We start from the raw sequence: 24968 nt of genomic DNA, 5'->3' as shown, positions 1-24968 counted from the left end.
TTGTTCCATAATAATCGTATAAGGAGGTGTTGACTGTGTCATTTGCATCAGAAACAAAGAAAGAGCTGACGAATCTTGAAGTGAAAGAATGCTGTGAGAAAGCAGAATTATCGGCGTTACTTCGAATGAACGGATCGCTTTCTTTTTCAAACCGTCGTCTATCTATCGATATTCAAACAGAAAATGCGGCAATTGCAAGAAGGATTTATACGCTTTTGAAAAAAGGATATGATGTGACGGTAGAATTACTTGTTCGTAAAAAAATGCGATTGAAGAAAAATAATGTATATATCGTAAGGCTTGTTGAAAAGTCTCGCGAAATATTAGCCGATCTTCATATCGTTCGAGATGACTTTTCATTTATTCGAAATATATCACAAGAATTGATTGAGAAGAAGTGTTGTAAACGATCGTATTTACGCGGTGCATTTTTAGCAGGTGGTTCAGTAAATAACCCAGAAACATCATCTTATCATTTAGAGATCTTTTCGTTATATAAGGAACATAATGATGCTATATGTGAACTGATGAACGGATTTGATTTAAATAGTAAGACGTTGGAAAGAAGAAAAGGGTACATTACGTATTTGAAAGAAGCGGAGAAAATTACGGAATTTTTAAATATTATTGGTGCTCATAATGCACTTTTAAGGTTTGAAGATATTCGAATCGTACGTGATATGCGTAATTCCGTAAATCGTTTAGTGAACTGCGAAACAGCTAATTTAAATAAAACAATTGGTGCAGCGCTAAGGCAGATTGAAAATATCCGCTATATTGATGAGACGGTTGGTCTTGATATATTGCCAGATAAACTACAAGAGATTGCGCAACTACGAAGAGATTATCAAGATGTAACATTGAAAGAGTTAGGTGAGATGGTATCCGGGGGGAAAATTAGTAAATCGGGTATTAATCATCGTTTGCGTAAAATCGATGAAATTGCAGAGAAATTACGCGCGGGGGAAACGGTAGCAAAAAAATAAGAGGTTAAAGGGGAAATGGAGCTGTGGTTCAAAAACGAGTTCAGGTTTCATTAAAAAACGGTTTACAAGCACGTCCGGCTGCGTTGTTTGTACAAGAGGCAAATCGCTTTCATGCAGATATCTTTATTGAGAAAGATGGAAAGACAGTAAATGCAAAGAGCATAATGGGGATTATGAGCTTAGCAATTGGAACTGGAAGCATGATAACAATTACAACAGAAGGTTCAGATGCAGAAGAGGCTTTAGAAGCATTAGCTGCATATGTACAATAAAGAGCTATCGCGTATATGCGATAGTTTTTTGTTTTGTTGTTTGTGCGGATTAGCGGGGAGGGGTATTTAGCTGGTTTGTCCTTGTCGGAGATTGTCGGTAAATCGATATGTTGTGTCGAACCGTTGATATATTAAAAAAATCGTTGATATAATTTGAGTTTTGTTCGATATAATTGAAAAATCGTTGATATATTTAGAGGGATACTGGATGGGGTATGTGAGCGGGGAACAATATATAAAAGAAGCGCCCAATTATAGGGCGCTTCCACTTTTAGTTATATCTAGCTCCAGCGGCTAGAATCTCCGGTTGTTTCGCCCCTTCATTCGAGGCGAAAAGCGCCTCGGAATCAGGGGCTCCATCGCCCTGCGATTCTAAACGAGCCGCTTTCGCTTTTAAGTATTAACGATTTGTAAAGATCTTATCGATTAAACCGTATTCTAAAGCTTTTTCTGCTGTCATGAAGTTGTCGCGGTCTGTGTCGCGTTGTAGTACTTCAAGTGGTTGACCAGTGCGGTCAGCAAGAATTTGGTTTAGTTTTTCACGTAAGAATAGGATACGTTTTGCAGCGATTTCGATTTCAGTCGCTTGACCTTGTGCTCCACCAAGTGGTTGGTGAATCATTACTTCACTGTTTGGAAGTGCATAACGTTTTCCTTTTTCACCTGCTGCAAGTAAGAATGCACCCATAGATGCAGCCATACCGATACAGATTGTTGATACTTGTGGTTTAATAAACTGCATTGTATCATAGATTGCCATACCTGCTGTGATAGAACCACCAGGGCTGTTGATGTAGATGTGAATATCTTTTTCTGGATCTTGAGATTCCAAGAATAAAAGCTGGGAAACGATTGAGTTAGCTACGTTGTCATCAATTGCACTACCAAGCATAATGATGCGGTCTTTTAGTAGTCGAGAGTAAATATCGTAAGCGCGTTCTCCACGATTTGTTTGTTCAATTACTGTAGGAATTAAATTCATCTGTTATTTCCTCCTTCTAAAGCTTTCTTAGTCTTATAATACAATTATGGTCAATAAAGGTCAAACGAAACCACTTTAAATCAAAAAAATATGTAGTTGTACCATGAAATATTCGCTATGTTTTCGAAATTCCCTGCTTATGTATCTTCAACATCATAACCGAATTACATAAATTTAAACGTTATGAAAACTGGAGAAAAAGGAAAAGAACGCTTGTTAACTGAAGCGTTCTTTCGATAATTAGTCTTTTAAAAGATAGGTAACTCTATTTAAAATCTTTTCGATTTGTTTCGCGTTTTTACTATACATTTCGCTTGCTGATTTCGACTTTGTTTCTAGAGAAAATAGTTCAAGATCAGCATGACATTTTTTTAAAGATGCTAATAATAAAGGCTTATTTTGAGGAGAAGGCATTTGGAGTTTGTCATTGTAAATGTCGATAGTAAGTTGTCCGTATGAATCCACTTGACCGAGGAAGACATTTTCAATAACAACACCGAGTTTTTCTAATTCTGAATGTAGCCAAGCACGGTTATGTCCGCTTGCTGAAAGAGGTTCATCTAGTACATTTCCATCCATAATAACAGTTTGTGGTTCTTTTTCATTCGGTACTTTTAAACCGATGTCTTTTGCAGTAAGTGGCTGAGAATCTTTCTTTAATAGTACATTTAATTCTCCGCTCGGTTCTAAGACAGCAAATTCGACTTCAGCTACGCTGAACGCACTTTTTCCACGGAGAAGTTCCAGTAATTCGTCACTCGTATATTTTTCTTTCTTCAAGTTATCTTCGAGTATCTTTCCGTCTTTTATTAATACGGTAGATTTCCCTTCAAAGAAGTCCCGAGCTGTTTTGTTCTTTAAAGAGAGGATTCCTGTGAAAAAAGGTACCGCAGCGAAAATGAGTATCGCAAAGACGCCGTGGAAAAATTTCGAATCGAGCCCTGTAGATACTTGGGCAGCGATGTCACCGATTGTCATTCCGGCAATGTATTCAAAAAAGGATAGCTGAGAGATTTGTCTTTTCCCTAACCATTTCGTAATAGCGAATAAAATAATTAATATGAATACAGAGCGCAGAATGACAAGTGTCCATTCCGGCAGGTGAGACATAGTCATTTCCTCCAGTCTACTTAAAACCCTTTATATTGAGGTTCTTCACGTTCTAATACTGAAACTCTATTCTGTAAATCAGCGATGATGCTGTCCATTTCTAACATACATTCGTGAAATATACGTTTTGATTCTTCATCCTGTGAATTTAGTGAAAGAGAGCTTAAACTTGCTTGAGCGCCCCTTACACTGGCAAGGCAGGTTTTAACGCTAGCGATAACTGTCATACGAACACCTTATCCTTTCGGTTTGAATAACAATGCTCCAATGAAGCCGAAAATAATAGCTGCTGATACACCGGCGCTCGTTACTTTAAACATGCCAGTAATAACGCCAACGATGCCATGTTTTGCAGCTTCTTCCATTGCACCATGAACTAGGGCATTACCAAAGCTTGTAATAGGTACAGTTGCCCCGGCCCCAGCGAAGTCAATTAATGGTTCATACAAATTGAATCCATCTAATATTGCTCCGGCAACAACGAGTGTTGCCATTGTATGAGCAGGTGTTAGTTTGCCGACATCAAACATAAGTTGGCCGATTACACATATAAGTCCGCCAATGACGAAAGCCCAGAAAAAAATCATTGCGTTGCACCTCCAAATTCAATCGAAACGGCGTGAGCGATACACGGAATTGTTTCTTCTTGTTGGAATGTAAGTGGAGATAGTAAAGCGCCTGTCGCAACGACAAGTATTTTTTTGAACTCTCCTCTTTTCATTCGGTTTAATAAATGACCGTATACGACTGTTGCGGAACATCCAGGTCCGCTAGCACCAGCTATGACAGGTTGTCCTTCTCTATAAATGATAATTCCGCAATCTTGAAATTGTTCGCTCGTTACTTTCGTTCCGTGTTTATGTAGTAAGTCATAAGCAATTTCGCGTCCTACATGTCCGAGATCGCCTGTTACGATTAAATCGTAGTAAGAGGCATCAATTTGACGTTCACGTAAATGGGCTTCGATTGTATCAACTGCAGCTGGAGCCATCGCGCCCCCCATATTAAAAGGGTCTGTTAATCCCATATCAATAACTCGCCCAATCGTTGCAGAGGTTACTCTTGGACCGTGTCCAGTATCGCTTAAAATGGCGGCTCCTGCTCCGGTTACTGTCCACTGTGCAGTAGGTGGCTTTTGTCCGCCGTATTCGGTAGGATAGCGGAATTGTTTTTCTACAGCTGTATTATGACTGGATGCACCAGTTAATAAATATTTTGCGCCTTTTGCATTTACGATACTTGCCCCAAGTGCTAAACCTTCCATAGAAGTAGAACAAGCCCCGAATAATCCGAGATAAGGAGTGCCAAGTGTCCGGCAAGCAAAGCTTGTTGGAGTAATTTGATTGATTAAATCTCCTGCAAGTACAAATTGAATATCATCTTTACGAAGTTCTGCTTTTTCAGTAGCACGACTACAAGCTTCTTCGAATAAAATTTTATGTGCTTTTTCATAGGAATCTTGTCCGAGCCATAAATCTTCATGAAGGATATCGAAGTCTTCTGGAATGTTTCCCTTTGCTTCAAATGGTCCACCGACAACCCCTGTTGAGATAATGACTGGTTTGTTTTCAAATACCCACGTTCGGTGTCCTTGTAACATTTATAGACCTCCCCATTGAACGAGAATCGTTTTAATAAGTGCGATGACAAAAGCTGAAAATACACCAAATAAAATAACAGAACCCGCTAGTTTAAACATATTGCCGCCAACACCAAGGACGAATCCTTCCGTTCGGTGTTCGATACATGCTGCAATAACAGAGTTACCAAATCCAGTAACAGGTACAGCTGTACCAGCACCAGCAAACTGTCCAAAACGATCGTATATACCAAATCCAGTTAGTAACATAGAAATGAAAATAAGAGTTGCGACTGTTGGATTTCCTGCTGAGCGTTCAGTGAAATCAAAATATGTGATGTAAAAAGTAGAAATGAGTTGTCCGATGAAGCAAATAAAACCACCGACGAAAAAGGCTTTTATACAATTTTTTAAGACAGGTCGTTTCGGTTCGCGTTCTTGTTCGAATTTTTTATACTCCTGTTGTACAGGGGTTAAGTTTTTATCTTTACTAGACATTGCAATCCTTCCTTTTCTTTTAAAAAGCGTTAAGTGTTAGACTCCATTTTTTTACCAATGAATTTTAATTGTTTATTAATTTCATCTTTAGATACTTCTTTTTCCTTAATTTTTCTTTCGAGTTTTTCGAGTAACATAAAGATTTTTTTATCTGTACTGACACGAACATCGAAAGTAGGATGCTCATCACTTAGCTGCTTTTGAAGCTTTTTACGAAGAGGTTTTAATCCAAACCTTTCGTGATGCTCAGGTGTAACTGCTATGTAGAGATCTAAATTTGAATTCACTGCTGTGCTTTTTATAATTTCATCCATAGCGAGAGCTCTTTTCTTCGCTCCTTGTGATATAGATTGATTAAAGGATTCCGTACTCGTCTTTGTTAACTTTGGACCTTTTTCTTTCTCCGTTCGTTTTGCTTCTTCTTTCACTTTTTTATCTAAAGGACTATTATCACATCCGGTAAAAGAGCTAAATAGAAGTGCAAATAATGCGGTTATGAGGCCGAGTTTTCGCATAATTATCATTCCATTTCTATTGCAATATGTAATGTGATAGAAAAAGGATGACTGCATATCATCCTTTTTCTATTTCACAGCAAGTCTGATTCGTTATTGCTGTGAGTATTGTGGTTCTTCTTGTTGGACTTCTTCAACGCGTGGGTTTAAAGAATCGATAATCGTTTGTGTTTGCTGCGCAGCTGTTTGGAAAAGTTGCTTAGCTTGTTGGTTATCCGTATCAAGAGCGAATCCCTCTAAGCTAGCTTGTGCACTTTTTAATCCAGAAACAGTTTGCTTTAGTTTCGTAATTACAGTCATTGAATGAAGCCCCCTTTGGAATATCAATTCAAAGATTATAATTTGTGAGTTGGGGTGAATTTATGATTGGAAAATTTAGGGGTGGAATAGATTTTATATGCTTTTAGCTAAGATGCATAAGGTATTACGGGGATATTTTTATTGATTTAGATGGATTTTATTGCTATTATTATGAGAAGAAAATGAAGTGTTTTCTATAATCATGCGCCCATAGCTCAGTCGGATAGAGCGGTGGTTTCCGGTACCACGTCTGCCGGGGGTTCGAATCCCTCTGGGCGCGTTAAAAAGTCCTAACTTATGTTTTGTAGGTTAGGACTTTTTTTTATTTATCTCATTATTTAAGGGTTAAACAAAACAAACTGATGGAAGTTTCATTTTATATGTGTACTTTCAAAATGCCTTGTCTCATTGCTTCTGTTAAAGCTTCGGAGCGTGATCCTACTTTTAATTTTTTGAAGATTTTTGTTAGGTTGTATTCTACAGCTCTTGAACTCATGTACAGTTCATCAGCAATTTGTTTATTGCTACTTCCTTTAGAGACGGATTCTAAGATTTCTAATTCTTTTTGTGTAAGAAGAGCGGTTTTATTTTCAAGTTGTTGAGTCGTTATATCGTCTGTACGTAGTTGACGTAATAAAGAAATAGGAAGTAAAGTATATCCATTTACAGCTGCACGAATTGCCATTAATAGCTCTTGCTGAGAAGCTGATTTACTAATAATTCCGCTGATACCAGAGTTTATTAATAAATTAAATTGGGATACGTATTCAAAACCTGTGTATAAAATGATTTTTGCATCTGTTTGAATATGTAATATTTTCTGGGCGAGTTCAATACCACTACAATTGGGCATATTCATATCCAAGAGATATACGTCAAAAGGTGTAGCGTCACTTTTTATAAGTGCTTCCTGTTCATTTAAAATATATTCTGCTTGCATATCTTCTTCTAATTCAATCATGCTCTTTGTTCCTTCGCCTACAATTTGATGATCATCTACGATTAATACTCGAATCATTATTTACCACCTCGGAACTGTAATGTTTACTTGAAGTCCTTTTTTAGTTTCGGATACTATATGTATTTCTCCGCCAATTGATTGAAGCCTTCCTTTTATACCGGAAATCCCCATATGCTGCTTAGGAGAGTAGGGAGTGTCTATATCAAAACCTTTGCCGTTGTCTCGGTAGTCTAGGAAAATGCAGTTATTCTCTTCCCATAAAAAAATCGATACGATGGTTGCCTCGGAATGTTTATCTGCGTTTGTTAGTAGTTCTTGAATGATACGATATAAAGATAAAATTTTGTCAAAATCGTAATGATGTTCTTGAATTGATTCATGATCAAATTGAATATGAAACTGCATACGTAATTGTGTTTGGGCTAGCAATTCTCTTAATGCACCAATTAAACCAGCATCTGATAAAAGTGATGGACGCAATTCATTGCATGTGTCGCGAATTTGTTGTATTACATCGTGCATACCGAAGTGGATTTTTTTTAGTTCATTTTTTAATTCTAGTGGAACGGATTTGTTTTTTAGTAAAGAGTCTAGTTTGCGGTACCATACGATTTGATCTTGTAATGCAGAGTCGTGTAAATCTGAAGCGAGTCGGCGCCTTTCTTGTTCAGAAATTTGAAAGAGTAGGCGTGATAAGCTTGCAGAATTTGTTTTGGATTCTAAACTCTCCTGCTCTAGAGAATGAATAATTTCATTAATAGTATACAAGTTTTCGTAAATAAGACGGACGTATGTCGTGACAGTGATGAACCATGATTTTTCATGCGTATTATATTTAATATTATTCAATTTTCTTCCAATCCAGATGTAGTATTTTATATGTTTAGTAGAGTATAAGTAAATGCCAATGCCAATGCATCCATCATCCTCTAATAAATCATTAATTAGTAATGCTGCCATACTCCATTTTTTCTTTTTAGAAAGTGTGAAATCTTTCGTTTGTCGATATCCGTTACAGAGTGTATATGTGTTGTCTTTCATATCATATTGAACAAATTGAATAAAAGAAGGTTTCAACATCGAAACGATTTCATTAGTGAATTTTTTCTCTAACTCTTCTGTTTTCATAATAGATGATAGCTGTGCGGTAAACTGTTCAATGTTTACGTATAAGTTTGTTTTAGTCCGAAAGAGGTGATTACGGAATGTAAAATCTAATCTTTCTTTTAATATGAGAAATAGAATGTTTAACGGAAAAATAATAATAAAACTTTGCAGTAGTCGAGAGAGAAAATTGTCTTTGTAATAAATGCTCCAGCTCGTAATGATTGCAATTAATAGAGTTGGAATTAGTGACAGAAATGCGTAATACCGTAAACGATCAAATACAAACTCTATATCAAAAATCTGCTTCGTCGCTACTAAATAAAAATACCCGATTGGAAGAGCGATTAGGAACATAGCGCCAATATCTGCTGAGAGAATAGGTGTTTTGAATATTGCATCTGGAAGAGCATAGAGTGTAACGAACGGAAAGAAGGCAATGGAATGAATCGTGAGCATTAATTTTAAAAATGGCTTATGTACTGTACTGTGATATTTGATATAGGCACGGATTAAAAAATATATACAAAAGATAATATTTATTGAAAGGTAAATTAGTTCTAATCCATCGGTATTAACTATTGGACATGGAATGAACATCGTTAAAATAGAGAGTAATAGTAAAATAATGCCGATTGTAATATCGATTTTTAGAAATCTCATAGAAATAACGTATAGTTGCTTTTTCTTGAATAATTCATTCAACAATAAAATGAGAGACATAGGTGTACCTTGAAATACAATACTTAAAATAATGAGAGCGATAAAATCACCTTTACCAGATTCAACTGCGATTAGAAGACTTGAGGAAGTCATGAATAGAAACGTGATCAAAAAGAATGTTTCCCGGTTCAAAGGCTTCTTTGTATAAAGAAAAATAGATAACCCTAAACAAATAAAAGCGAGTAGGAAGGGAAAGTATACAGAAATAATTTTGTCACGAGAATCAATAAAATGTTGTGTTCCTTTATAAGTTTGGGTGATATCGTCTTTTTTAATTTGTATTTCAGATGCATTTAGTGATTGGTTTTGGTATCCAGGAAGTATTCCTAAATGAGGCTTTTCTTTATTTATCGAATAGATTATATCTCCTTCTTTTAAGTCCGTATGAAAAGCCCAACCGGAGGATTTAATTTTTGCTATTGTGTATGTAGTTGAGTCTGTTTTAGAAATAAGAACTCCACTATATGGTTGGTTTATTTTATATAAGATATAGCCTTGTAAACAAAAATACAGGATAGTTACACATAAAATGAAAACGAAGTTACGTTGTATCTGCAACGGTTTGAACACCTCTCTTTGTAGGTATATCGTTTAATTTCTGAATATTTTTATAATAATATTTAAGAAGTTTTCATACAATCAATGTCATCTGTTGAAATTGCGGTGAACCACATAAGAGTGGTTCGCCTTTTCTACGGTAAATACAGTACGGATTGCGGACAATAGCATCAGAAAGAAGTCTATGATAAAGATACAACTTAACAAGTAAATGAAGGAGGCAATAGTGATGAAAAAGTTTTTTTTGATGATAGGCGGGATTGCATTAGGAATGGCGGTTATTTATTTCGTAAAAAGCTAAAAGGGGATGTTATATATGGCATTTGAAATTCAAGGATTAAATAAAACATTTGGTGAATATAAAGCCGTTAATGATTTAAATATACGTGTAGAAGAAGGTGGAATTTTAGGGATGCTGGGCCGAAATGGTGCTGGTAAGACGACAACGATTCGTATGATCTTAGATTTAATCAAACCGGATAGCGGCCAAATTCTATGGAATAATCGCCCTTTTTCAAAGAAAGACCTATCTATTGGCTATTTACCAGAAGAGCGTGGATTATACCCGAAAATGAATGTAGTGGAGCAATTGGTGTATTTCGGCAAGTTAGAAGGAATGCCAGCTAATCTTGCAAAAAGGCATGCGTTACAGTGGCTAGAAAAATTAGAAATGACACCACATTTAAAGAAGAAAACAGAGGAATTGTCAAAGGGAAATCAACAAAAAATTCAATTGATTTCAGCGATATTGCATAATCCGGAATTCATCATACTAGATGAACCATTTAGTGGCTTGGATCCTGTAAATGCAGAGATGTTAAAAAATGTTGTGCTCGAGTTAATCGCGCAAAGAAAAACGATTATCTTCTGTAGTCATCAAATGGACAGTGTAGAAACGTTCTGTGAGGAAATTTGTATTATGAAAAATGGTCAACTTGTATTATCGGGTGCCTTGTCAGATATTAAGAAAAGTTATCAATACAAATATATGACGTTGCAAACGGAAGGGGATATTGAACCTATTCTTAAGAAAAAAATTTCAATTTTGAAAAAGTTAATCGTACGTTCATGATTAAAGTTAATGATGGAGAGGATGCATTTTCGCTGCTTGAAGACATTAAAACTAAACAATATATCCGAGATGTTTCTATTAAAGAACCTTCTTTACATCAAATCTTTGTTGAAAAGGCGGGTGCATAAGTAATGAGGAATTTCTGGATTGTTTTAGGGCAAACGTATTGGGATCGTGTGAGGACGAAAATATTTATTGGGATGACATTGTTATTAATAGGGGGAGGGATATTCTTATTCTCCTTTCCAACTTTAGTACAAAAGTTTTCTGGAGAGAAAGAAAAAGCAAAAGTTGTATTTATTTCCGAAGCACCTAATGTTACTTTGGATCAATCTAATCTTAGTAAAGCTCTTCCAGAATGGGATTGGTCTTTAGGTGATAAAACAAAATTAAATCAATATAAGCAAGATTTGTTAGATAAGAAAGTCGAAGCGCTCTTTATATTAAAAGAGGGTGCGGGTGCTGAACCAGTATTAGATTACTTTATGAAGGTGGATAATCCTAAGTTGATTCAAAGTGCGCAGGTATTTGTACAAAATCAGTATTTTCAAAGTGCGGTAGTTAAACAACAGTTATCAGAAGAGGCTGTGAAATCACTGACGATGAACGCGCAAGCGAAAAAGCAAAACTTAAATAACGAAGAAACAAGCTCATTCTTACTGGTGTATTTATTAGTAGCGATTATGTACTTAGCAATTACTTCGTATGGAAATGCGATTGCTACAGCGGTAGCGTCAGAGAAGGCGTCGCGTGTTATGGAAGTGATGGTAACGAAGGTGTCGCCTGTTCACATGGTCTTTGGGAAGATATTAGGAGTCGGTCTTGCTAGTTTGACACAGTTATTTATTTTCTTCCTTAGTATGGCGCTATATATTAAATCTGGAATTTTTAAGGTATCGGATTCGTTTTTTGGAGTGAATATTGATGTAAATATGATTACAGGTGAGCATGCTGCATATTTCTTGTTATATTTTGTTCTCGGTTACTTCGTTTATGCGGCACTTTTCGCAGTGTTTGGTTCTATGGTAAGCAGGCCAGAAGAATTATCCGGAACAACGATGCCGATTACTCTTATATTGATGGGAAGCTTAGTGGTGGAGTTATTAGTAGTACTTGATAACCCTGAAGGGCTAGTATCAAGGGTGACATCATATGTTCCGTTTACAGCTCCAATTAGTATGGTAGTTAGGATTATTAATGGATCCGTTGGGAGTTTAGAAATTATTACATCTATGGTTGTATTACTGGCTAGCATTAGCTTAATTGCTATGTTTGCAGCGAAGGTCTATCCGAAAGGTGTATTAAGAAGTGGTAAGAGCCTTAAATTCATTCAATTGTTAAAAAATAATTAATTGCAGGGGGGAATAAATTATGGGATTTTTTTCGAAAAGAAAACAAAAAATGATGGATAGTAATAACGAGAGAAGCGTGAAAAAAATAGTTGAGTTGTCTGTGGAAGAGATGAGAGGAATTCAAGGAGCGTCTAGTGAATCGAACGATTATCTCTATGATTCCTATGTAATTAGGAATCAAAGTTCCTTAGCTTTAAATAAGAGGTTTCTTTCTTAATTAAGAATCGTAAAAGAGTAGTTAGGCATAGTGAAGTGTCACTATACCTAAACTGCTCTTTTTATTTTGGAATTGAACAGAGATAAATTTAATGTTGTTATATATAAAATTAAGGGTTACTATTAGTATGTGGTAACAAATAATTGAGTTTATTATTTTCTTTCAATATTATTCAAATTTAGGTTGTAAGTTGTAAATCTCATTAATACATATAAATTAATAATATTTTGGAATGGGTGTCTGTGATAGCATTCTCCTTTTACCAAACTTATTGTACAATAGAAACAAGGGGGAGATTAGTTTGAAGGCAAGTCTTTTACAAGAACAAAGCTTACGTTTGGCAATGACACAAGAGTTAAGGCAAGCGATTACAATGCTCCAGTATAATGTACAAGAATTATCGGAGTTTTTGTATGAGCAATCGTTAGAGAATCCCCTTATTGAGTTAGGTGGTTTTGAGAGGGAGAAGAAAAAGAGCTCTAACAACAGTAAAAGTACCAGCAAACAAGTCGAGAATCAGATGGAGATCTACAGTGTGGATTCTACAACGATTCAGCAACATTTATTAAATCAAATACAGTATTATAAAATAGATGAAGAAGAGCGAAAAGTAGCTTCTTTCATTATTATGAACATGGATGGAAATGGATATTTACAAGAAACGAATGAAGAGTTAGCAGAGCTCCTTTCTGCGCATATTCATGTAGTCGACCGCTCTGTAGAGCTTGTCCAATCACTGGAACCAGCAGGGGTAGGGGCGCGTAATATTCAGGAATGTCTAACCTTGCAATTGAAGCGCTTACAAAGACGGAATGGATTAGCAGAAGAGGTTGTAGAAGATCATTTCGCTTATTTTGTGAAGAAAGATTGGCGAAAGCTCGTTCAAGTGTTGAAATGTAGTAATGAGGAATTACAGAGTGCGGTAAATTGTATAACGTCATTACAACCAAAACCAGGTCTTGCGTTTTCTTCAGATAAACCACTTTATATTGTGCCTGATATGGCGGTGAAAAAAGATGGCGATCGCCTCGTTTTACAAATGAATGAGAGAAATATGCCGAGAATTGAAATTCATTCTGAATATAGTGCGCTTCTTAATAATAGTGAAAGTGAAGTAGCATCTTACGTATCAGAAAAGTATCAGCATGTGCAGTGGATTATGCGCAGTTTGAAGCAGAGAAAACAGACGCTGCTGCAAGTGATGAATATTATTATGGAAAAACAACGTGATTTCTTCTGGAAAGGTCCAGAGTATTTAAGACCTCTCGCTTTAAAAGAGGTAGCGGAAGAGTTAAGTGTGCATGAATCAACAATTAGTCGTGCGACGCGAAATAAATATGTGCAAACACCACACGGTTTATTTGAGATGAAATCGTTCTTTAGCAATGCCGTTTCGACGACTGAAGATGAAGCAGTTTCTACAAAACGTGTAAAACAATTTATTCAAACGCTAATTGGGGCAGAGGATAAGAAAAAGCCACTTTCAGATCAAAAGATTTCAAAATTATTAGAAGAAGAGCATGAAATTGTTATTTCTCGAAGAACAGTGGCGAAGTATAGAGAACAAATGCATATCCCAGCTTCGTCATTACGAAAAACGATCGGATAGGTGAAGAAGATGAAAGTTGTACTGTATACTAAAAAAGATTGTGGCCTTTGCGTGAAGGCGAAACAAGTTTTACAGGAAGTACAATGCGAATATTCTTTTCAAATCGAGGAAATAGATATATATGAAGATAATGACCTTTTAGAAAAATATCACTTAATGATTCCGGTTGTAGAAATGGACGGAAAACAAGTAGAATATGGTAACATTCACAAAGGTGTCATAATAAACTATATAAAGAATGCAGTTAAGAGTTGAATAAGTTTCTATCTCCTGTTACAATAATACACGTAGCAGGGATTATTTTTTTAACCTATGTGGGACACAAAATGTCACTACGGGACGTAAAGTGACCACTAAGGAAAAATGAACCAATGTAGTGAGGAGAAAAGATATGCGCTCATGGATTCAGAACACAAAAAAATTATTACCTGATCTGCTACCTGTTATGCAAACGAGAATGCAAATTCTTCAATACATTAGGCTCATGCAGCCGATTGGAAGAAGAAACTTATCAGCAAGCCTCGGTATGACAGAACGAGTATTGCGAAGTGAAGTTCAAGTTTTGAAAGAACAAAACTTAGTTCACGTCGCTTCTTCTGGAATGACTTTGACAGAAGAAGGAACAGCTTTAGTTCTTGCTTTGGAAGACTTTATGAAAGAAATTTCCGGGTTAAAGGTTTTAGAAAAGCAACTTAAGGAAACATTAGACTTGGATGAAGTTTTCGTTGTCCCTGGTGATAGTGATGAATCACCTTGGGTCAAACTGGAGATGGGCCGTGCTTGTGTGACTTGTATAAAAGACCGTCTGACAGCGAATAATATCGTTGCTGTGGCTGGAGGAACTACGCTAGCTGCTGCTGCGGACATGATGCAACTTGATTGCAAAGATTTACATATGCTATTTGTCCCAGCACGTGGTGGAATTGGAGAAGGTGTTGAATTAGAAGCCAATACCATTTGTGCCAAGATGGCGCAAAATACGATGAGTAATTATCGCTTATTGTATGTTCCAGACCATGTTAGTAGCGAAGCATATGCGTCTATTGTGACAGAGCCTTCCGTGAAAGAAGTTCTTGAGTTGATTCGATCTTCCAATATCGTCATTCATGGAATAGGTGATGCGTTAACAATGGCACGTCGCAGAAGTACTTCAGAAGCAGATTGGTTAAAGATTCAGGCAAGCGAAGCAGTTGGCGAAGCTTTCGGTTACTACTTTAATGAAGAAGGAAATGTTGTTCATAAAGTAAGAACAGTTGGTATGCAACTTGAGGATTTACAAAATGTATCTCACGTTGTTGCAGTCGCTGGAGGTTCTTCAAAGGCAAAAGCAATACAGGCTGTAATAAAGCAAGGGCACACTTCAATTCTAATTACAGATGAAGGTGCAGCAAAACAATTAACAAAGGGTTTTACCCTTTAATATAATCCCCCAAGGAGGAAATTCAAATGACTAAAATTGGTATTAATGGATTTGGACGTATCGGACGTAACGTATTCCGCGCAGCTCTTAACAACTCTGAGGTAGAAGTAGTAGCAATCAACGACTTAACAGATGCTAAAACATTAGCTCACCTTTTAAAATATGACACAGTTCACGGAACTTTAAATGCAGAAGTATCTGCTAACGAAAACAGCATCGTTGTTAACGGTAAAGAAATTAAAGTTATCGCTGAGCGTGACCCAGCTCAATTACCATGGAGCGACTACGGAGTAGAAGTAGTAGTAGAATCTACTGGCCGTTTCACTAAAAAATCAGACGCTGAAAAACACTTAGGTGGATCAGTTAAGAAAGTTATCATCTCAGCTCCAGCTTCTGACGAAGATATCACTGTAGTTATGGGTGTTAACCATGAACAATACGATGCAGCTAACCACAACGTAGTATCTAACGCTTCTTGTACTACAAACTGTCTAGCTCCATTCGCTAAAGTATTAAACGAAAAATTCGGCGTAAAACGCGGAATGATGACAACAATTCACTCTTACACTAACGACCAACAAATCTTAGACTTACCACACAAAGATTTACGTCGTGCTCGTGCAGCAGCTGAAAACATGATCCCAACATCTACTGGTGCAGCTAAAGCTGTAGCATTAGTATTACCAGAACTTAAAGGTAAATTAAACGGTGGCGCTGTACGTGTTCCAACTGCTAACGTTTCTCTTGTTGACTTAGTTGTTGAACTTGACAAAGAAGTAACAGTTGAAGATGTAAACGCAGCATTCAAAGCAGCAGCTGAAGGCGAATTAAAAGGTATCCTTGGATACAGCGAAGAGCCATTAGTATCTATCGACTATAACGGATGTACAGCTTCTTCTACAATCGATGCATTATCTACAATGGTAATGGAAGGTAACATGGTTAAAGTACTTTCTTGGTACGATAACGAAACTGGTTACTCTAACCGCGTAGTAGACTTAGCAGCTTACATGACTTCAAAAGGTCTTTAATTCTTAATTATATAAGTTATCAATGACAAAACGAGGGAGAGGGTTTGTTCCCTCTCTCTCTTCTTTCGTTTTAAAAGCAAATGTGTTAAGCTTTTGAATGGGTTTTGTCAATCCTAACTAGTAGTCGGAGGGAAATCCAATGAACAAAAAATCAATTCGTGACGTAGATTTAAAAGGTAAGCGTGTATTTTGCCGCGTTGATTTCAACGTACCTATGAAAGAAGGCAAAATTACAGATGAAACTCGTATCCGTGCAGCTCTTCCTACAATTCAATATTTAGTAGAGCAAGGTGCGAAAGTTATTTTAGCAAGCCACTTAGGCCGTCCAAAAGGTCAAGCAGTAGAAGAATTACGTCTTACTCCAGTAGCAGCACGTTTAGGCGAGCTTCTTGGTAAAGATGTTAAAAAAGCGGACGAAGCATTCGGACCAGTTGCACAAGAAATGGTTGCAGCAATGAACGAAGGCGACGTATTAGTTCTTGAAAACGTACGTTTCTATGCGGGCGAAGAAAAGAACGATGCAGAACTTGCGAAAGAATTTGCAGCACTTGCTGACATCTTCGTAAACGATGCATTCGGTGCAGCTCACCGTGCTCATGCTTCTACAGCAGGTATCGCAGACTACCTACCAGCAGTATCTGGTCTATTAATGGAAAAAGAGTTAGATGTACTTGGTAAAGCACTTTCTAACCCAGAACGTCCATTTACAGCTATCATCGGTGGTGCGAAAGTAAAAGATAAAATCGGTGTAATTCGTCATCTATTAGACAAAGTAGATAACTTAATCATCGGTGGCGGACTTGCTTACACATTTGTTAAAGCTTTAGGTCATGAAATTGGTCTATCTCTATGTGAAGACGACAAGATTGAACTAGCTAAAGAATTTATGCAACTTGCAAAAGAAAAAGGCGTAAACTTCTACATGCCAGTTGATGTTGTAATCACTGAGGAATTCTCTGAAACTGCAACAACTAAAATTGTTGGTATCGACTCTATCCCTTCTAACTGGGAAGGCGTGGACATCGGTCCTAAAACACGTGAAATTTATGCAGATGTAATTAAAAATTCTAAGCTTGTTGTATGGAATGGACCAATGGGTGTATTCGAAATGACTCCATTCGCAGAAGGTACAAAAGCAGTAGGACAAGCATTAGCAGATGCAGAAGATACATACTCTGTTATCGGCGGTGGTGACTCTGCAGCAGCTGTTGAAAAATTCGGTATGGCTGATAAAATGAGCCACATTTCTACTGGCGGCGGTGCGTCATTAGAATTCATGGAAGGTAAAGAGCTTCCAGGTGTAGTTTGTCTTAACGACAAATAAGTAGCAGCCAAAGAAAAAGGACGGTGCAAAGCATGCGTAAACCAATTATCGCAGGTAACTGGAAAATGAATAAAACTCTATCTGAAGCAGTTAGCTTCGTAGAGGAAGTTAAAGGTCAAATCCCAGCAGCTTCAGCTGTTGATGCAGTAGTTTGCTCTCCAGCTCTATTCTTAGAGCGCCTTGTAGCAGCAACTGAAGGAACTGACTTACAAGTAGGTGCACAAAACATGCACTTCGAAAAAAATGGTGCATTCACTGGCGAAATTAGCCCAGTAGCACTTAGCGACTTAAAAGTTGGCTATGTAGTACTTGGCCACTCTGAGCGTCGTGAAATGTTTGCTGAAACAGACGAATCAGTAAACAAAAAGACTATCGCAGCATTTGAACATGGTTTAACACCAATCGTATGTTGTGGTGAGACTTTAGAAGAGCGCGAAAGCGGAAAAACATTTGATCTAGTAGCAGGTCAAGTGACAAAAGCACTTGCAGGTTTAACAGAAGAGCAAGTTAAAGCAACTGTTATCGCTTATGAGCCAATCTGGGCTATCGGTACAGGTAAATCTTCTTCTTCTGCAGATGCAAACGAAGTATGTGCGCACATCCGTAAAGTTGTTGCAGAAGCTGTTTCTCCAGAAGCTGCAGAAGCTGTTCGTATCCAATACGGCGGTAGCGTAAAACCAGAAAACATTAAAGAGTATATGGCACAATCTGACATCGACGGCGCTTTAGTTGGCGGTGCTAGCTTAGAGCCTGCTTCGTTCTTAGGTCTTCTGGGGGCGGTAAAATGAGAAAGCCAACAGCTTTAATCATTCTTGACGGTTTCGGACTTCGTGAAGAAACTTACGGGAATGCTGTAGCACAAGCTAAGAAACCTAATTTTGATGGTTACTGGAACAAATTCCCTCATACAACGCTTACAGCTTGTGGCGAGGCGGTAGGTCTTCCAGAAGGTCAAATGGGTAACTCTGAGGTTGGTCACTTAAATATCGGTGCTGGCCGCGTAGTATATCAAAGCTTAACACGCGTTAACGTTGCAATTCGTGAAGGTGAGTTCGATAAGAACGAAACTTTCCAAAATGCAATTAAAAGCGTAAAAGAAAAAGGTACTGCACTTCATTTATTCGGTTTACTTTCTGACGGTGGTGTGCACAGTCACATGAACCATATGTTTGCTCTTCTTCGCTTAGCAGCAAAAGAAGGCGTGGAGAAAGTTTATATCCATGCATTCTTAGACGGCCGCGATGTTGGACCACAAACAGCAAAAGGTTATATCGATGCAACGAATGAAGTAATTAAAGAAACAGGAGTAGGACAATTCGCGACTATCTCTGGTCGTTATTACTCTATGGACCGTGACAAGCGTTGGGATCGCGTAGAAAAATGTTACAGTGCTATGGTGAATGGTGAAGGCCCTACTTATAAATCAGCAGAAGAGTGTGTAGAAGACTCTTATGCGAACGGTATCTATGATGAATTCGTATTGCCGTCTGTAATTGTTAACGAAGATAACACGCCAGTTGCAACAATCAATGATGATGATGCAGTTATCTTCTATAACTTCCGTCCAGACCGTGCAATTCAAATTGCTCGTGTATTTACAAACGAAGACTTCCGTGAGTTCGATCGTGGTGAAAAAGTACCTCACATTCCAGAATTCGTATGTATGACACACTTCAGTGAAACTGTAGATGGTTACGTGGCATTCAAGCCAATGAACCTTGATAACACTTTAGGTGAAGTTGTTGCGCAAGCGGGATTAAAGCAACTTCGCATCGCGGAAACTGAAAAGTATCCGCACGTTACATTCTTCTTTAGCGGTGGTCGTGAGGCTGAATTCCCAGGAGAAGAGCGTATCTTAATTAACTCACCAAAGGTTGCAACGTATGACTTGAAACCTGAAATGAGCATTTACGAAGTAACGGACGCTTTAGTAAATGAAATCGAAAATGATAAACATGATGTTATCATTCTTAACTTTGCGAACTGTGATATGGTTGGCCATTCTGGGATGATGGAACCAACAATTAAAGCAGTAGAAGCAACTGACGAATGTTTAGGAAAAGTTGTAGAAGCGATTCTTGCAAAAGATGGTGTAGCACTTATTACTGCTGACCATGGTAATGCTGATCAGGAGTTAACTGCTGATGGCGGTCCTATGACAGCTCATACAACTAACCCGGTTCCTTTCATCGTTACAAAAAATGATGTAGAGCTTCGTGAAGGTGGTATTTTAGGAGATATCGCTCCAACAATGCTTACACTTTTAAATGTGGAACAACCGAAAGAAATGACAGGTAAAACAATTATTAAATAATTTGCTTATATAAAAAGGAGAGAATTTATTATGTCAACAATTATTGATGTTTATGCTCGCGAAGTCCTTGACTCTCGTGGTAACCCAACTGTAGAAGTAGAAGTTTACACAGAAAGCGGCGCTTTCGGACGCGCTATCGTACCAAGTGGTGCATCTACTGGTGAGCACGAAGCAGTAGAATTACGTGACGGTGACAAATCTCGTTACCTTGGTAAAGGTGTTGTTAACGCAGTAAACAACGTTAACGAAATTATCGCTCCAGAAATCGCTGGTTTCGATGTAACTGACCAAGCTGGTATCGACCGTGCTATGATCGAATTAGATGGCACTCCAAACAAAGGTAAACTAGGCGCTAACGCTATCCTTGGTGTATCTATGGCAGTAGCTCACGCAGCAGCTGACTTCGTAGGTCTTCCATTATACCGTTACCTTGGTGGATTCAATGCAAAACAATTACCAACTCCAATGATGAACATCATCAACGGTGGTTCTCACGCTGATAACAACGTTGACTTCCAAGAGTTCATGATCTTACCAGTTGGTGCTCCAACATTCAAAGAATCAATCCGTATGGGTGCTGAAGTATTCCATGCACTTAAAGCTGTATTACATGACAAAGGTCTTAACACTGCAGTAGGTGACGAAGGTGGATTCGCTCCAAACCTTGGTTCTAACCGTGAAGCTCTAGAAGTAATCATCGAAGCTATCGAAAAAGCTGGTTACAAAGCTGGCGAGAACGTATTCTTAGGAATGGACGTTGCTTCTTCTGAGTTCTACAACAAAGAAACTGGTAAATATGACCTTGCAGGCGAAGGCCGTACTGGCTTAACTTCTGCAGAAATGGTTGATTTCTACGAAGAGCTTTGCAAAGACTTCCCAATCATCTCTATCGAAGATGGTTTAGACGAAAACGACTGGGATGGTCACAAATTATTAACTGAGCGTATCGGTGATAAAGTACAATTAGTTGGTGACGATTTATTCGTAACTAACACTCAAAAACTTGCTGAAGGTATCGAAAAAGGTATCTCTAACTCAATCTTAATTAAAGTTAACCAAATCGGTACTTTAACTGAGACTTTCGAAGCTATCGAAATGGCTAAACGTGCTGGTTACACAGCAGTTGTATCTCACCGTTCTGGTGAAACTGAAGATGCTACAATCGCTGACATCGCAGTTGCAACTAACGCTGGCCAAATCAAAACTGGTTCTATGAGCCGTACTGACCGTATTGCTAAGTACAACCAATTATTACGCATCGAAGACGAACTAGGCGAAATCGCTGTTTACGATGGTATCAAATCTTTCTATAACATCAAACGATAATTGTAGAAAATAAACGACAGACCGTGAGAAATCACGGTCTGTTTTTTTATGTTAAAATTGTTCACCTGTCATAAGTGACATGAAATGTTTGAAGAAGCGGTTATAATCAAAATCAATTGCTATTTGATGACTCGGTCAATCAATAAATGGTTTAGGTTCTCCTAAAGAGCGAAATTCTCCAATGCTTGCCCCTTGTGCATAAGATTCTGTCATGACAACGATAGGTGATTTGTGATAGGTAAACATAGAGTTATCAAGTAAAGCGAGTATTGGCATTGTGTCATGGAAGGGGCTGCCCTTTAAATGTGGTAGGGCTTCTTTATAATATCCGTAGTAATAATGCTCGAATAACGGTTTGACAAGTGGGGCTTTTCCTTTTGCCTCAATGTATTCGGCCATTTCTGGTGTAATGATGGAGTATTGGGTGACGTTTAATGGGTATATGTACATGTTAGCTGCGGATTGAAGGACTATATTAGCTGCAGTAGGGTCGCCATAAAAGTTTGCTTCGGAAATAGGGGTAACATTACCAGGATGTAAAAAGGCACCGCCCATTACGTAGTAGGATTTAACTTGCTCCATTAATTGTTTACATACGATAAATAAAATTGCTAGGGAGGTAAGTCTTCCTAAGCTCACAATAATTAATTCATCTTTATACTGTTCAATAAGAGGAATAACTTCAAAAAAATTCTCCATTTCTTCGTTAGTTACATTCACCTTTGGAATAATTGGCCCGAGCCCTTGTTTCCCGTGTACATCTGTAAAAAAAGCAGGAGGAGCACCAGTAATTGGACGTTCTGATCCACCAAAGATTTTGATATTTCTACCCTTTACTTCGCTTGTAAGAAAATGAGCATTTTCTACGGCCATTTTTTTTGGAACATTGCCGTAATCAGCAACGATACCGACGATTTCTATTTCATTGATAAAGAATGCTAAGAGGAGAGCCATCGTATCATCAATCCCAGGATCACAAAAAATGAGAACTTTTTTGGGCATATGTTCACCACCTATCTTGTTTATCCCGTACAAAACGGCTTGGTGAGGGCTAATAATCAATGGGGATGAAAAAAACCTCAATGATTAAAGTTTCACTTTATATATATGTAAGTTTAAGGATAAAAAGATTATTTTATTGAAATAACAGTCTTATAAATTCAGAAAATAAAAACTTTTTATATTAGGTCAAGGTTTTTGACGTAATTTTCGTTTGAAAATGCAGTGATATCAAGGTTGTAAGCGTATAACATAGGCTGTTTTTGCTGTCAAGTTGATAAATTGCAGCTTTTTACAATTTATACTATGATAAAGATATTAACAGAAGATCGTATAAACATGAGGGATGATGAACATGAAATTTACAAAGATTCTTGTCCAAATTGCTGCTCTTTACGTGTTTTATATGGTTGGAACTTGGGTGCAAGAAATGTTAAACATTCCAATTCCAGGAAGTTTGATTGGGATGTTCCTCTTACTTGTTTTACTTAGCCTAAAAGTTCTTCCAGTGAAATGGTTCGATTTAGGAGCAGAAACACTCGTTGCTATTATGCCGTTTTTATTAATTCCGCCAACGCTTGGCCTAATGAATTACGGTGCTTTTTTTATGAGTAAAGGAATTTCTCTTTTCATTACAGTTGTAGCGAGTACATTTTTAATTATTATTGTCGCAGGACATACAGGACAATATCTTGCGAATAGGAAGGAAAGAGAGTCGCGATGAGCCAAATATTAATCGGAATCGGTTGGGTTCTTTTTACGTTGCTATTATATCAATTATCTAAAAAAATCTATAAATTATTTCCAACACCATTCACCATTCCAATGCTTGTAGCAACAGGATTAATGGCTTTCCTATTTATCGTGCTTGATATACCATATCAACATTATATGGAAAGTGGTGGTGGCTGGATTGCAAAGCTACTTGGACCCGGTGTTGTAGCATTTGCAATTCCTCTTTATAAACAACGTCATGTTCTGCAAAAATATGTTGTACCGATTGCTGGCGGGGTATTAGTAGGTACAACAGTCGCAATCGCTAGTGATTTTGCTATTGCTTCACTTATGGGAACAGATAAAAGCTTAATCTTATCGTCTTTACCAAAATCGGTGACAATGCCAGTTGCGATGAGCGTTTCTGAACAAGTTGGTGGTGTACCTTCCTTAACAGCAGCTTTCGTTGTTATCGCAGGTATTACTGGAACAATTACAGGACCTCTCTTATTAAAATGGAGCCGTGTTACAAACTCAGTTGGTAAAGGTATCGGATTTGGATGTGCTTCTCATATTATGGGTGTTATGAGAGCGATGAAAAATAACGAACATGAAGGTGTTATTGGATCGGTAACAATGACATTAACAGCAATTTTGACATGTTTACTTGGACCGTTATTTGCAATGATGTTTATGTAATAGAAGAAAAGCGAGAGCGACTCTATAGCTCTCGCTTTTCTATAGGATTTATGCTACAGTTACAATAACTGAATCTTTGTAGGAGGTACGCCAAGTGCATACGTTATTATCCGTTTTACTTATTACTGTATCGATTTTAATGATTGTTATGGTACTTATGCAGTCTAGTAATAGCTCAGGCCTTTCAGGTGCAATTTCAGGCGGTGCAGAGCAATTATTTGGTAAGCAAAAAGCACGTGGAATTGAAGCAGTATTAAACCGTATTACAATTGTTTTAGCTGTATTGTTCTTTGTATTAACAATTGCTGTTACGTACTTAAACTTATAGAATTGAAAGAAGAAGCGTTAGTAAGATGTACTAATGGTTCTTCTTTTTTGTTTTGCCATTTGAAAGATGTTTCTAATTAGATTATAGAAATGTAAATATGGTACACTAGATATAGAAAGAATACGACTAGATTACAGAAGAGAAAGAGGAGAAGTACATGATGAAATTAGCATCTCCGAAACCATTTACATTTGAGGGTGGAGACCGCGCTGTTTTATTACTACATGGATTCACAGGGAACTCAGCTGATGTACGTATGTTAGGGCGTTTCTTAGAAAAGAAAGGCTATACTTGTCATGCGCCAATTTATAAAGGGCACGGTGTACCACCAGAAGAGCTTGTTCATACAGGCCCTACAGATTGGTGGCAAGATGTAACGGAGGCATATCAGCTTTTAAAAGATAAAGGTTTTGAGAAAATTGCTGTTGTTGGATTGTCACTTGGCGGCGTATTTTCTTTAAAATTAGGTTATACAGTACCGGTTTTAGGTGTAGTACCAATGTGTGCACCGATGTATATTAAGAGCGAAGAAACGATGTACCAAGGTATATTGGCATATGCCCGCGAATATAAAAAACGTGAGCAAAAATCACCAGAACAAATTGAACAAGAAATGTTGGAATTCCAAAAGACACCGATGAATACATTAAAAGCATTACAACAATTAATTGCTGACGTACGTAACAATGTGGATATGATTTATGCACCAACATTTGTTGTACAAGCACGTCATGACGAAATGATTAATACAGATAGTGCTAACATTATTTATAACGGTGTAGAATCTACGTTAAAAGACATTAAATGGTATGAAGACTCTACGCATGTCATTACACTTGATAAACAACGTGACGAGCTACATGAGGATGTATATAACTTCTTGGAGCAACTAGATTGGTAAGATCTAGTTGCCTCTTTTTTTCATAAGGAATTTTTTGTGAAAACTGTAAAAATCATAAGGGGAGTATTGAAGTT

The 24968-nt window shown here is 37.5% G+C and carries 28 protein-coding genes, 1 tRNA gene and 1 pseudogene; 19 read left to right on the top strand and 11 right to left on the bottom strand.

Going from position 1 to position 24968, the window contains the following annotated elements; all coding sequences use genetic code 11:
• Window positions 1-35: 35 nt before the first annotated feature.
• On the top strand, window positions 36-986 hold the full coding sequence (gene whiA, locus BUA87_RS23055) for a DNA-binding protein WhiA (RefSeq protein WP_000006566.1): 951 nt from the start codon (window positions 36-38) through the stop codon (window positions 984-986).
• A 23-nt stretch (window positions 987-1009) separates the two neighbouring features.
• Complete coding sequence (locus BUA87_RS23050; protein WP_000250307.1) at window positions 1010-1258, top strand: HPr family phosphocarrier protein; 249 nt, start codon at window positions 1010-1012, stop codon at window positions 1256-1258.
• 400 nt (window positions 1259-1658) lie between these two features.
• Here the strand turns inward: BUA87_RS23050 and clpP are convergent, their stop codons facing one another.
• The 8 genes from clpP to BUA87_RS23010 form a co-directional block, all read right to left on the bottom strand.
• Window positions 1659-2240: an ATP-dependent Clp endopeptidase proteolytic subunit ClpP gene (clpP, locus tag BUA87_RS23045; protein WP_001049162.1), complete on the bottom strand. Its 582-nt coding sequence runs from the start codon at window positions 2238-2240 to the stop codon at window positions 1659-1661.
• A 240-nt stretch (window positions 2241-2480) separates the two neighbouring features.
• Complete coding sequence (locus BUA87_RS23040; protein ID WP_072940926.1) at window positions 2481-3350, bottom strand: DUF421 domain-containing protein; 870 nt, start codon at window positions 3348-3350, stop codon at window positions 2481-2483.
• A 20-nt stretch (window positions 3351-3370) separates the two neighbouring features.
• Window positions 3371-3577 (bottom strand): DUF1657 domain-containing protein, encoded by a 207-nt coding sequence (locus tag BUA87_RS23035; RefSeq protein WP_000215906.1) that lies wholly within the window; start codon window positions 3575-3577, stop codon window positions 3371-3373.
• Window positions 3578-3586: 9 nt separating this feature from the next.
• On the bottom strand, window positions 3587-3937 hold the full coding sequence (spoVAE, locus tag BUA87_RS23030) for a stage V sporulation protein AE (RefSeq protein WP_000575919.1): 351 nt from the start codon (window positions 3935-3937) through the stop codon (window positions 3587-3589).
• Window positions 3934-4950 carry a stage V sporulation protein AD gene (gene spoVAD / locus BUA87_RS23025; RefSeq protein WP_000938970.1) on the bottom strand — a complete coding sequence of 339 codons (1017 nt, stop codon included), beginning with the start codon at window positions 4948-4950 and terminating at the stop codon, window positions 3934-3936. The genes spoVAE and spoVAD overlap by 4 nt, the downstream gene beginning before the upstream one ends.
• On the bottom strand, window positions 4951-5427 hold the full coding sequence (gene spoVAC / locus BUA87_RS23020) for a stage V sporulation protein AC (protein WP_000095399.1): 477 nt from the start codon (window positions 5425-5427) through the stop codon (window positions 4951-4953).
• Between the two features lie 29 nt (window positions 5428-5456).
• Entirely contained in the window at window positions 5457-5942 is a 486-nt protein-coding gene (locus BUA87_RS23015; RefSeq protein WP_001228545.1) for a YhcN/YlaJ family sporulation lipoprotein, read from the bottom strand.
• Window positions 5943-6035: 93 nt separating this feature from the next.
• Window positions 6036-6242, bottom strand: a complete 207-nt coding sequence (locus BUA87_RS23010) for a DUF1657 domain-containing protein (protein WP_000216166.1) — start codon at window positions 6240-6242, stop codon at window positions 6036-6038.
• Between the two features lie 204 nt (window positions 6243-6446).
• Here BUA87_RS23010 and BUA87_RS23005 point away from each other — a divergent pair.
• Window positions 6447-6522 (top strand) — tRNA-Arg (locus tag BUA87_RS23005).
• A gap of 96 nt (window positions 6523-6618) precedes the next feature.
• Here BUA87_RS23005 and BUA87_RS23000 read toward each other — a convergent pair.
• Complete coding sequence (locus tag BUA87_RS23000; RefSeq protein WP_000621765.1) at window positions 6619-7260, bottom strand: response regulator; 642 nt, start codon at window positions 7258-7260, stop codon at window positions 6619-6621.
• Window positions 7261-7263: 3 nt separating this feature from the next.
• A complete protein-coding gene (locus BUA87_RS22995; protein WP_072940923.1) occupies window positions 7264-9588 on the bottom strand; it encodes a sensor histidine kinase in 2325 nt (774 codons plus the stop codon).
• Window positions 9589-9904: 316 nt separating this feature from the next.
• On the opposite strand from BUA87_RS22995, the gene BUA87_RS22990 reads away from it, so the two are divergent.
• The 12 genes from BUA87_RS22990 to eno all read left to right on the top strand — a co-directional run bounded on the left by BUA87_RS22990 (window position 9905) and on the right by eno (window position 21253).
• Window positions 9905-10660: an ABC transporter ATP-binding protein gene (locus BUA87_RS22990; RefSeq protein ID WP_255257338.1), complete on the top strand. Its 756-nt coding sequence runs from the start codon at window positions 9905-9907 to the stop codon at window positions 10658-10660.
• On the top strand, window positions 10657-10788 hold the full coding sequence (locus BUA87_RS31970; protein ID WP_240520386.1) for an ATP-binding protein DrrA1-3 family domain-containing protein: 132 nt from the start codon (window positions 10657-10659) through the stop codon (window positions 10786-10788). The genes BUA87_RS22990 and BUA87_RS31970 overlap by 4 nt, the downstream gene beginning before the upstream one ends.
• 3 nt (window positions 10789-10791) lie before the next feature.
• Window positions 10792-12012, top strand: a complete 1221-nt coding sequence (locus BUA87_RS22985; protein ID WP_072940919.1) for an ABC transporter permease — start codon at window positions 10792-10794, stop codon at window positions 12010-12012.
• A 19-nt stretch (window positions 12013-12031) separates the two neighbouring features.
• Complete coding sequence (locus BUA87_RS22980; RefSeq protein ID WP_000505575.1) at window positions 12032-12229, top strand: hypothetical protein; 198 nt, start codon at window positions 12032-12034, stop codon at window positions 12227-12229.
• 301 nt (window positions 12230-12530) lie between these two features.
• On the top strand, window positions 12531-13838 hold the full coding sequence (gene rpoN, locus BUA87_RS22975) for an RNA polymerase factor sigma-54 (protein WP_000647953.1): 1308 nt from the start codon (window positions 12531-12533) through the stop codon (window positions 13836-13838).
• Window positions 13839-13847: 9 nt separating this feature from the next.
• Window positions 13848-14093, top strand: a complete 246-nt coding sequence (locus BUA87_RS22970) for a glutaredoxin family protein (protein ID WP_000869730.1) — start codon at window positions 13848-13850, stop codon at window positions 14091-14093.
• Window positions 14094-14229: 136 nt separating this feature from the next.
• On the top strand, window positions 14230-15258 hold the full coding sequence (gene cggR, locus BUA87_RS22965) for a gapA transcriptional regulator CggR (protein WP_001258185.1): 1029 nt from the start codon (window positions 14230-14232) through the stop codon (window positions 15256-15258).
• 26 nt (window positions 15259-15284) lie between these two features.
• The gene (gap, locus tag BUA87_RS22960) at window positions 15285-16289 is read left to right on the top strand and encodes a type I glyceraldehyde-3-phosphate dehydrogenase (protein ID WP_000161234.1); all 1005 of its coding nucleotides are present in this window, start codon (window positions 15285-15287) and stop codon (window positions 16287-16289) included.
• Between the two features lie 139 nt (window positions 16290-16428).
• On the top strand, window positions 16429-17613 hold the full coding sequence (locus tag BUA87_RS22955) for a phosphoglycerate kinase (RefSeq protein WP_001036331.1): 1185 nt from the start codon (window positions 16429-16431) through the stop codon (window positions 17611-17613).
• 32 nt (window positions 17614-17645) lie between these two features.
• Window positions 17646-18401 carry a triose-phosphate isomerase gene (tpiA, locus tag BUA87_RS22950; protein WP_001231038.1) on the top strand — a complete coding sequence of 252 codons (756 nt, stop codon included), beginning with the start codon at window positions 17646-17648 and terminating at the stop codon, window positions 18399-18401.
• Window positions 18398-19927 carry a 2,3-bisphosphoglycerate-independent phosphoglycerate mutase gene (gene gpmI, locus BUA87_RS22945; protein ID WP_001231158.1) on the top strand — a complete coding sequence of 510 codons (1530 nt, stop codon included), beginning with the start codon at window positions 18398-18400 and terminating at the stop codon, window positions 19925-19927. Before tpiA ends, gpmI begins: the two co-directional genes overlap by 4 nt.
• Before the next feature lie 30 nt (window positions 19928-19957).
• On the top strand, window positions 19958-21253 hold the full coding sequence (gene eno, locus BUA87_RS22940) for a phosphopyruvate hydratase (RefSeq protein ID WP_000103951.1): 1296 nt from the start codon (window positions 19958-19960) through the stop codon (window positions 21251-21253).
• 51 nt (window positions 21254-21304) lie between these two features.
• Here the strand turns inward: eno and BUA87_RS22935 are convergent.
• A pseudogene (locus BUA87_RS22935) lies at window positions 21305-22255 on the bottom strand (nucleoside hydrolase).
• A gap of 352 nt (window positions 22256-22607) precedes the next feature.
• Between BUA87_RS22935 and BUA87_RS22930 the strand changes: the two are divergent.
• The 4 genes from BUA87_RS22930 (at window position 22608) to estA (ending at window position 24894) form a co-directional block, all read left to right on the top strand.
• Window positions 22608-22976: a CidA/LrgA family holin-like protein gene (locus tag BUA87_RS22930; protein ID WP_000673222.1), complete on the top strand. Its 369-nt coding sequence runs from the start codon at window positions 22608-22610 to the stop codon at window positions 22974-22976.
• Window positions 22973-23665 carry an LrgB family protein gene (locus BUA87_RS22925; RefSeq protein ID WP_072940916.1) on the top strand — a complete coding sequence of 231 codons (693 nt, stop codon included), beginning with the start codon at window positions 22973-22975 and terminating at the stop codon, window positions 23663-23665. Before BUA87_RS22930 ends, BUA87_RS22925 begins: the two co-directional genes overlap by 4 nt.
• Before the next feature lie 94 nt (window positions 23666-23759).
• The gene (gene secG, locus BUA87_RS22920) at window positions 23760-23993 is read left to right on the top strand and encodes a preprotein translocase subunit SecG (RefSeq protein WP_000557266.1); all 234 of its coding nucleotides are present in this window, start codon (window positions 23760-23762) and stop codon (window positions 23991-23993) included.
• A 160-nt stretch (window positions 23994-24153) separates the two neighbouring features.
• Window positions 24154-24894, top strand: a complete 741-nt coding sequence (estA, locus tag BUA87_RS22915) for a carboxylesterase (protein WP_000761986.1) — start codon at window positions 24154-24156, stop codon at window positions 24892-24894.
• The last annotated feature ends 74 nt before the right edge of the window (window positions 24895-24968 follow it).

Origin of the sequence: Bacillus sp. bc15, from assembly GCF_900142585.1 — a bacterium.
Classification (GTDB): domain Bacteria; phylum Bacillota; class Bacilli; order Bacillales; family Bacillaceae_G; genus Bacillus_A; species Bacillus_A cereus.
This window is presented reverse-complemented; position numbering and strand designations above follow the sequence as displayed.

Coding starts and splice junctions, on each gene's coding strand:
- BUA87_RS22955 (WP_001036331.1), top strand. CDS start 16,429: ATGAACAAAAAATCAATTCGTGACGTAGATTTAAAAGGTAAGCGTGTA.
- BUA87_RS23010 (WP_000216166.1), bottom strand. CDS start 6,242: ATGACTGTAATTACGAAACTAAAGCAAACTGTTTCTGGATTAAAAAGT.
- spoVAE (WP_000575919.1), bottom strand. CDS start 3,937: ATGATTTTTTTCTGGGCTTTCGTCATTGGCGGACTTATATGTGTAATC.
- BUA87_RS22925 (WP_072940916.1), top strand. CDS start 22,973: ATGAGCCAAATATTAATCGGAATCGGTTGGGTTCTTTTTACGTTGCTA.
- BUA87_RS22990 (WP_255257338.1), top strand. CDS start 9,905: ATGGCATTTGAAATTCAAGGATTAAATAAAACATTTGGTGAATATAAA.
- estA (WP_000761986.1), top strand. CDS start 24,154: ATGAAATTAGCATCTCCGAAACCATTTACATTTGAGGGTGGAGACCGC.
- cggR (WP_001258185.1), top strand. CDS start 14,230: ATGCGCTCATGGATTCAGAACACAAAAAAATTATTACCTGATCTGCTA.
- BUA87_RS23015 (WP_001228545.1), bottom strand. CDS start 5,942: ATGCGAAAACTCGGCCTCATAACCGCATTATTTGCACTTCTATTTAGC.
- gap (WP_000161234.1), top strand. CDS start 15,285: ATGACTAAAATTGGTATTAATGGATTTGGACGTATCGGACGTAACGTA.
- gpmI (WP_001231158.1), top strand. CDS start 18,398: ATGAGAAAGCCAACAGCTTTAATCATTCTTGACGGTTTCGGACTTCGT.
- BUA87_RS22930 (WP_000673222.1), top strand. CDS start 22,608: ATGAAATTTACAAAGATTCTTGTCCAAATTGCTGCTCTTTACGTGTTT.
- BUA87_RS23040 (WP_072940926.1), bottom strand. CDS start 3,350: ATGTCTCACCTGCCGGAATGGACACTTGTCATTCTGCGCTCTGTATTC.
- BUA87_RS23035 (WP_000215906.1), bottom strand. CDS start 3,577: ATGACAGTTATCGCTAGCGTTAAAACCTGCCTTGCCAGTGTAAGGGGC.
- BUA87_RS22980 (WP_000505575.1), top strand. CDS start 12,032: ATGGGATTTTTTTCGAAAAGAAAACAAAAAATGATGGATAGTAATAAC.
- clpP (WP_001049162.1), bottom strand. CDS start 2,240: ATGAATTTAATTCCTACAGTAATTGAACAAACAAATCGTGGAGAACGC.
- BUA87_RS22985 (WP_072940919.1), top strand. CDS start 10,792: ATGAGGAATTTCTGGATTGTTTTAGGGCAAACGTATTGGGATCGTGTG.
- spoVAC (WP_000095399.1), bottom strand. CDS start 5,427: ATGTCTAGTAAAGATAAAAACTTAACCCCTGTACAACAGGAGTATAAA.
- BUA87_RS31970 (WP_240520386.1), top strand. CDS start 10,657: ATGATTAAAGTTAATGATGGAGAGGATGCATTTTCGCTGCTTGAAGAC.
- BUA87_RS23000 (WP_000621765.1), bottom strand. CDS start 7,260: ATGATTCGAGTATTAATCGTAGATGATCATCAAATTGTAGGCGAAGGA.
- tpiA (WP_001231038.1), top strand. CDS start 17,646: ATGCGTAAACCAATTATCGCAGGTAACTGGAAAATGAATAAAACTCTA.
- eno (WP_000103951.1), top strand. CDS start 19,958: ATGTCAACAATTATTGATGTTTATGCTCGCGAAGTCCTTGACTCTCGT.
- BUA87_RS22970 (WP_000869730.1), top strand. CDS start 13,848: ATGAAAGTTGTACTGTATACTAAAAAAGATTGTGGCCTTTGCGTGAAG.
- spoVAD (WP_000938970.1), bottom strand. CDS start 4,950: ATGTTACAAGGACACCGAACGTGGGTATTTGAAAACAAACCAGTCATT.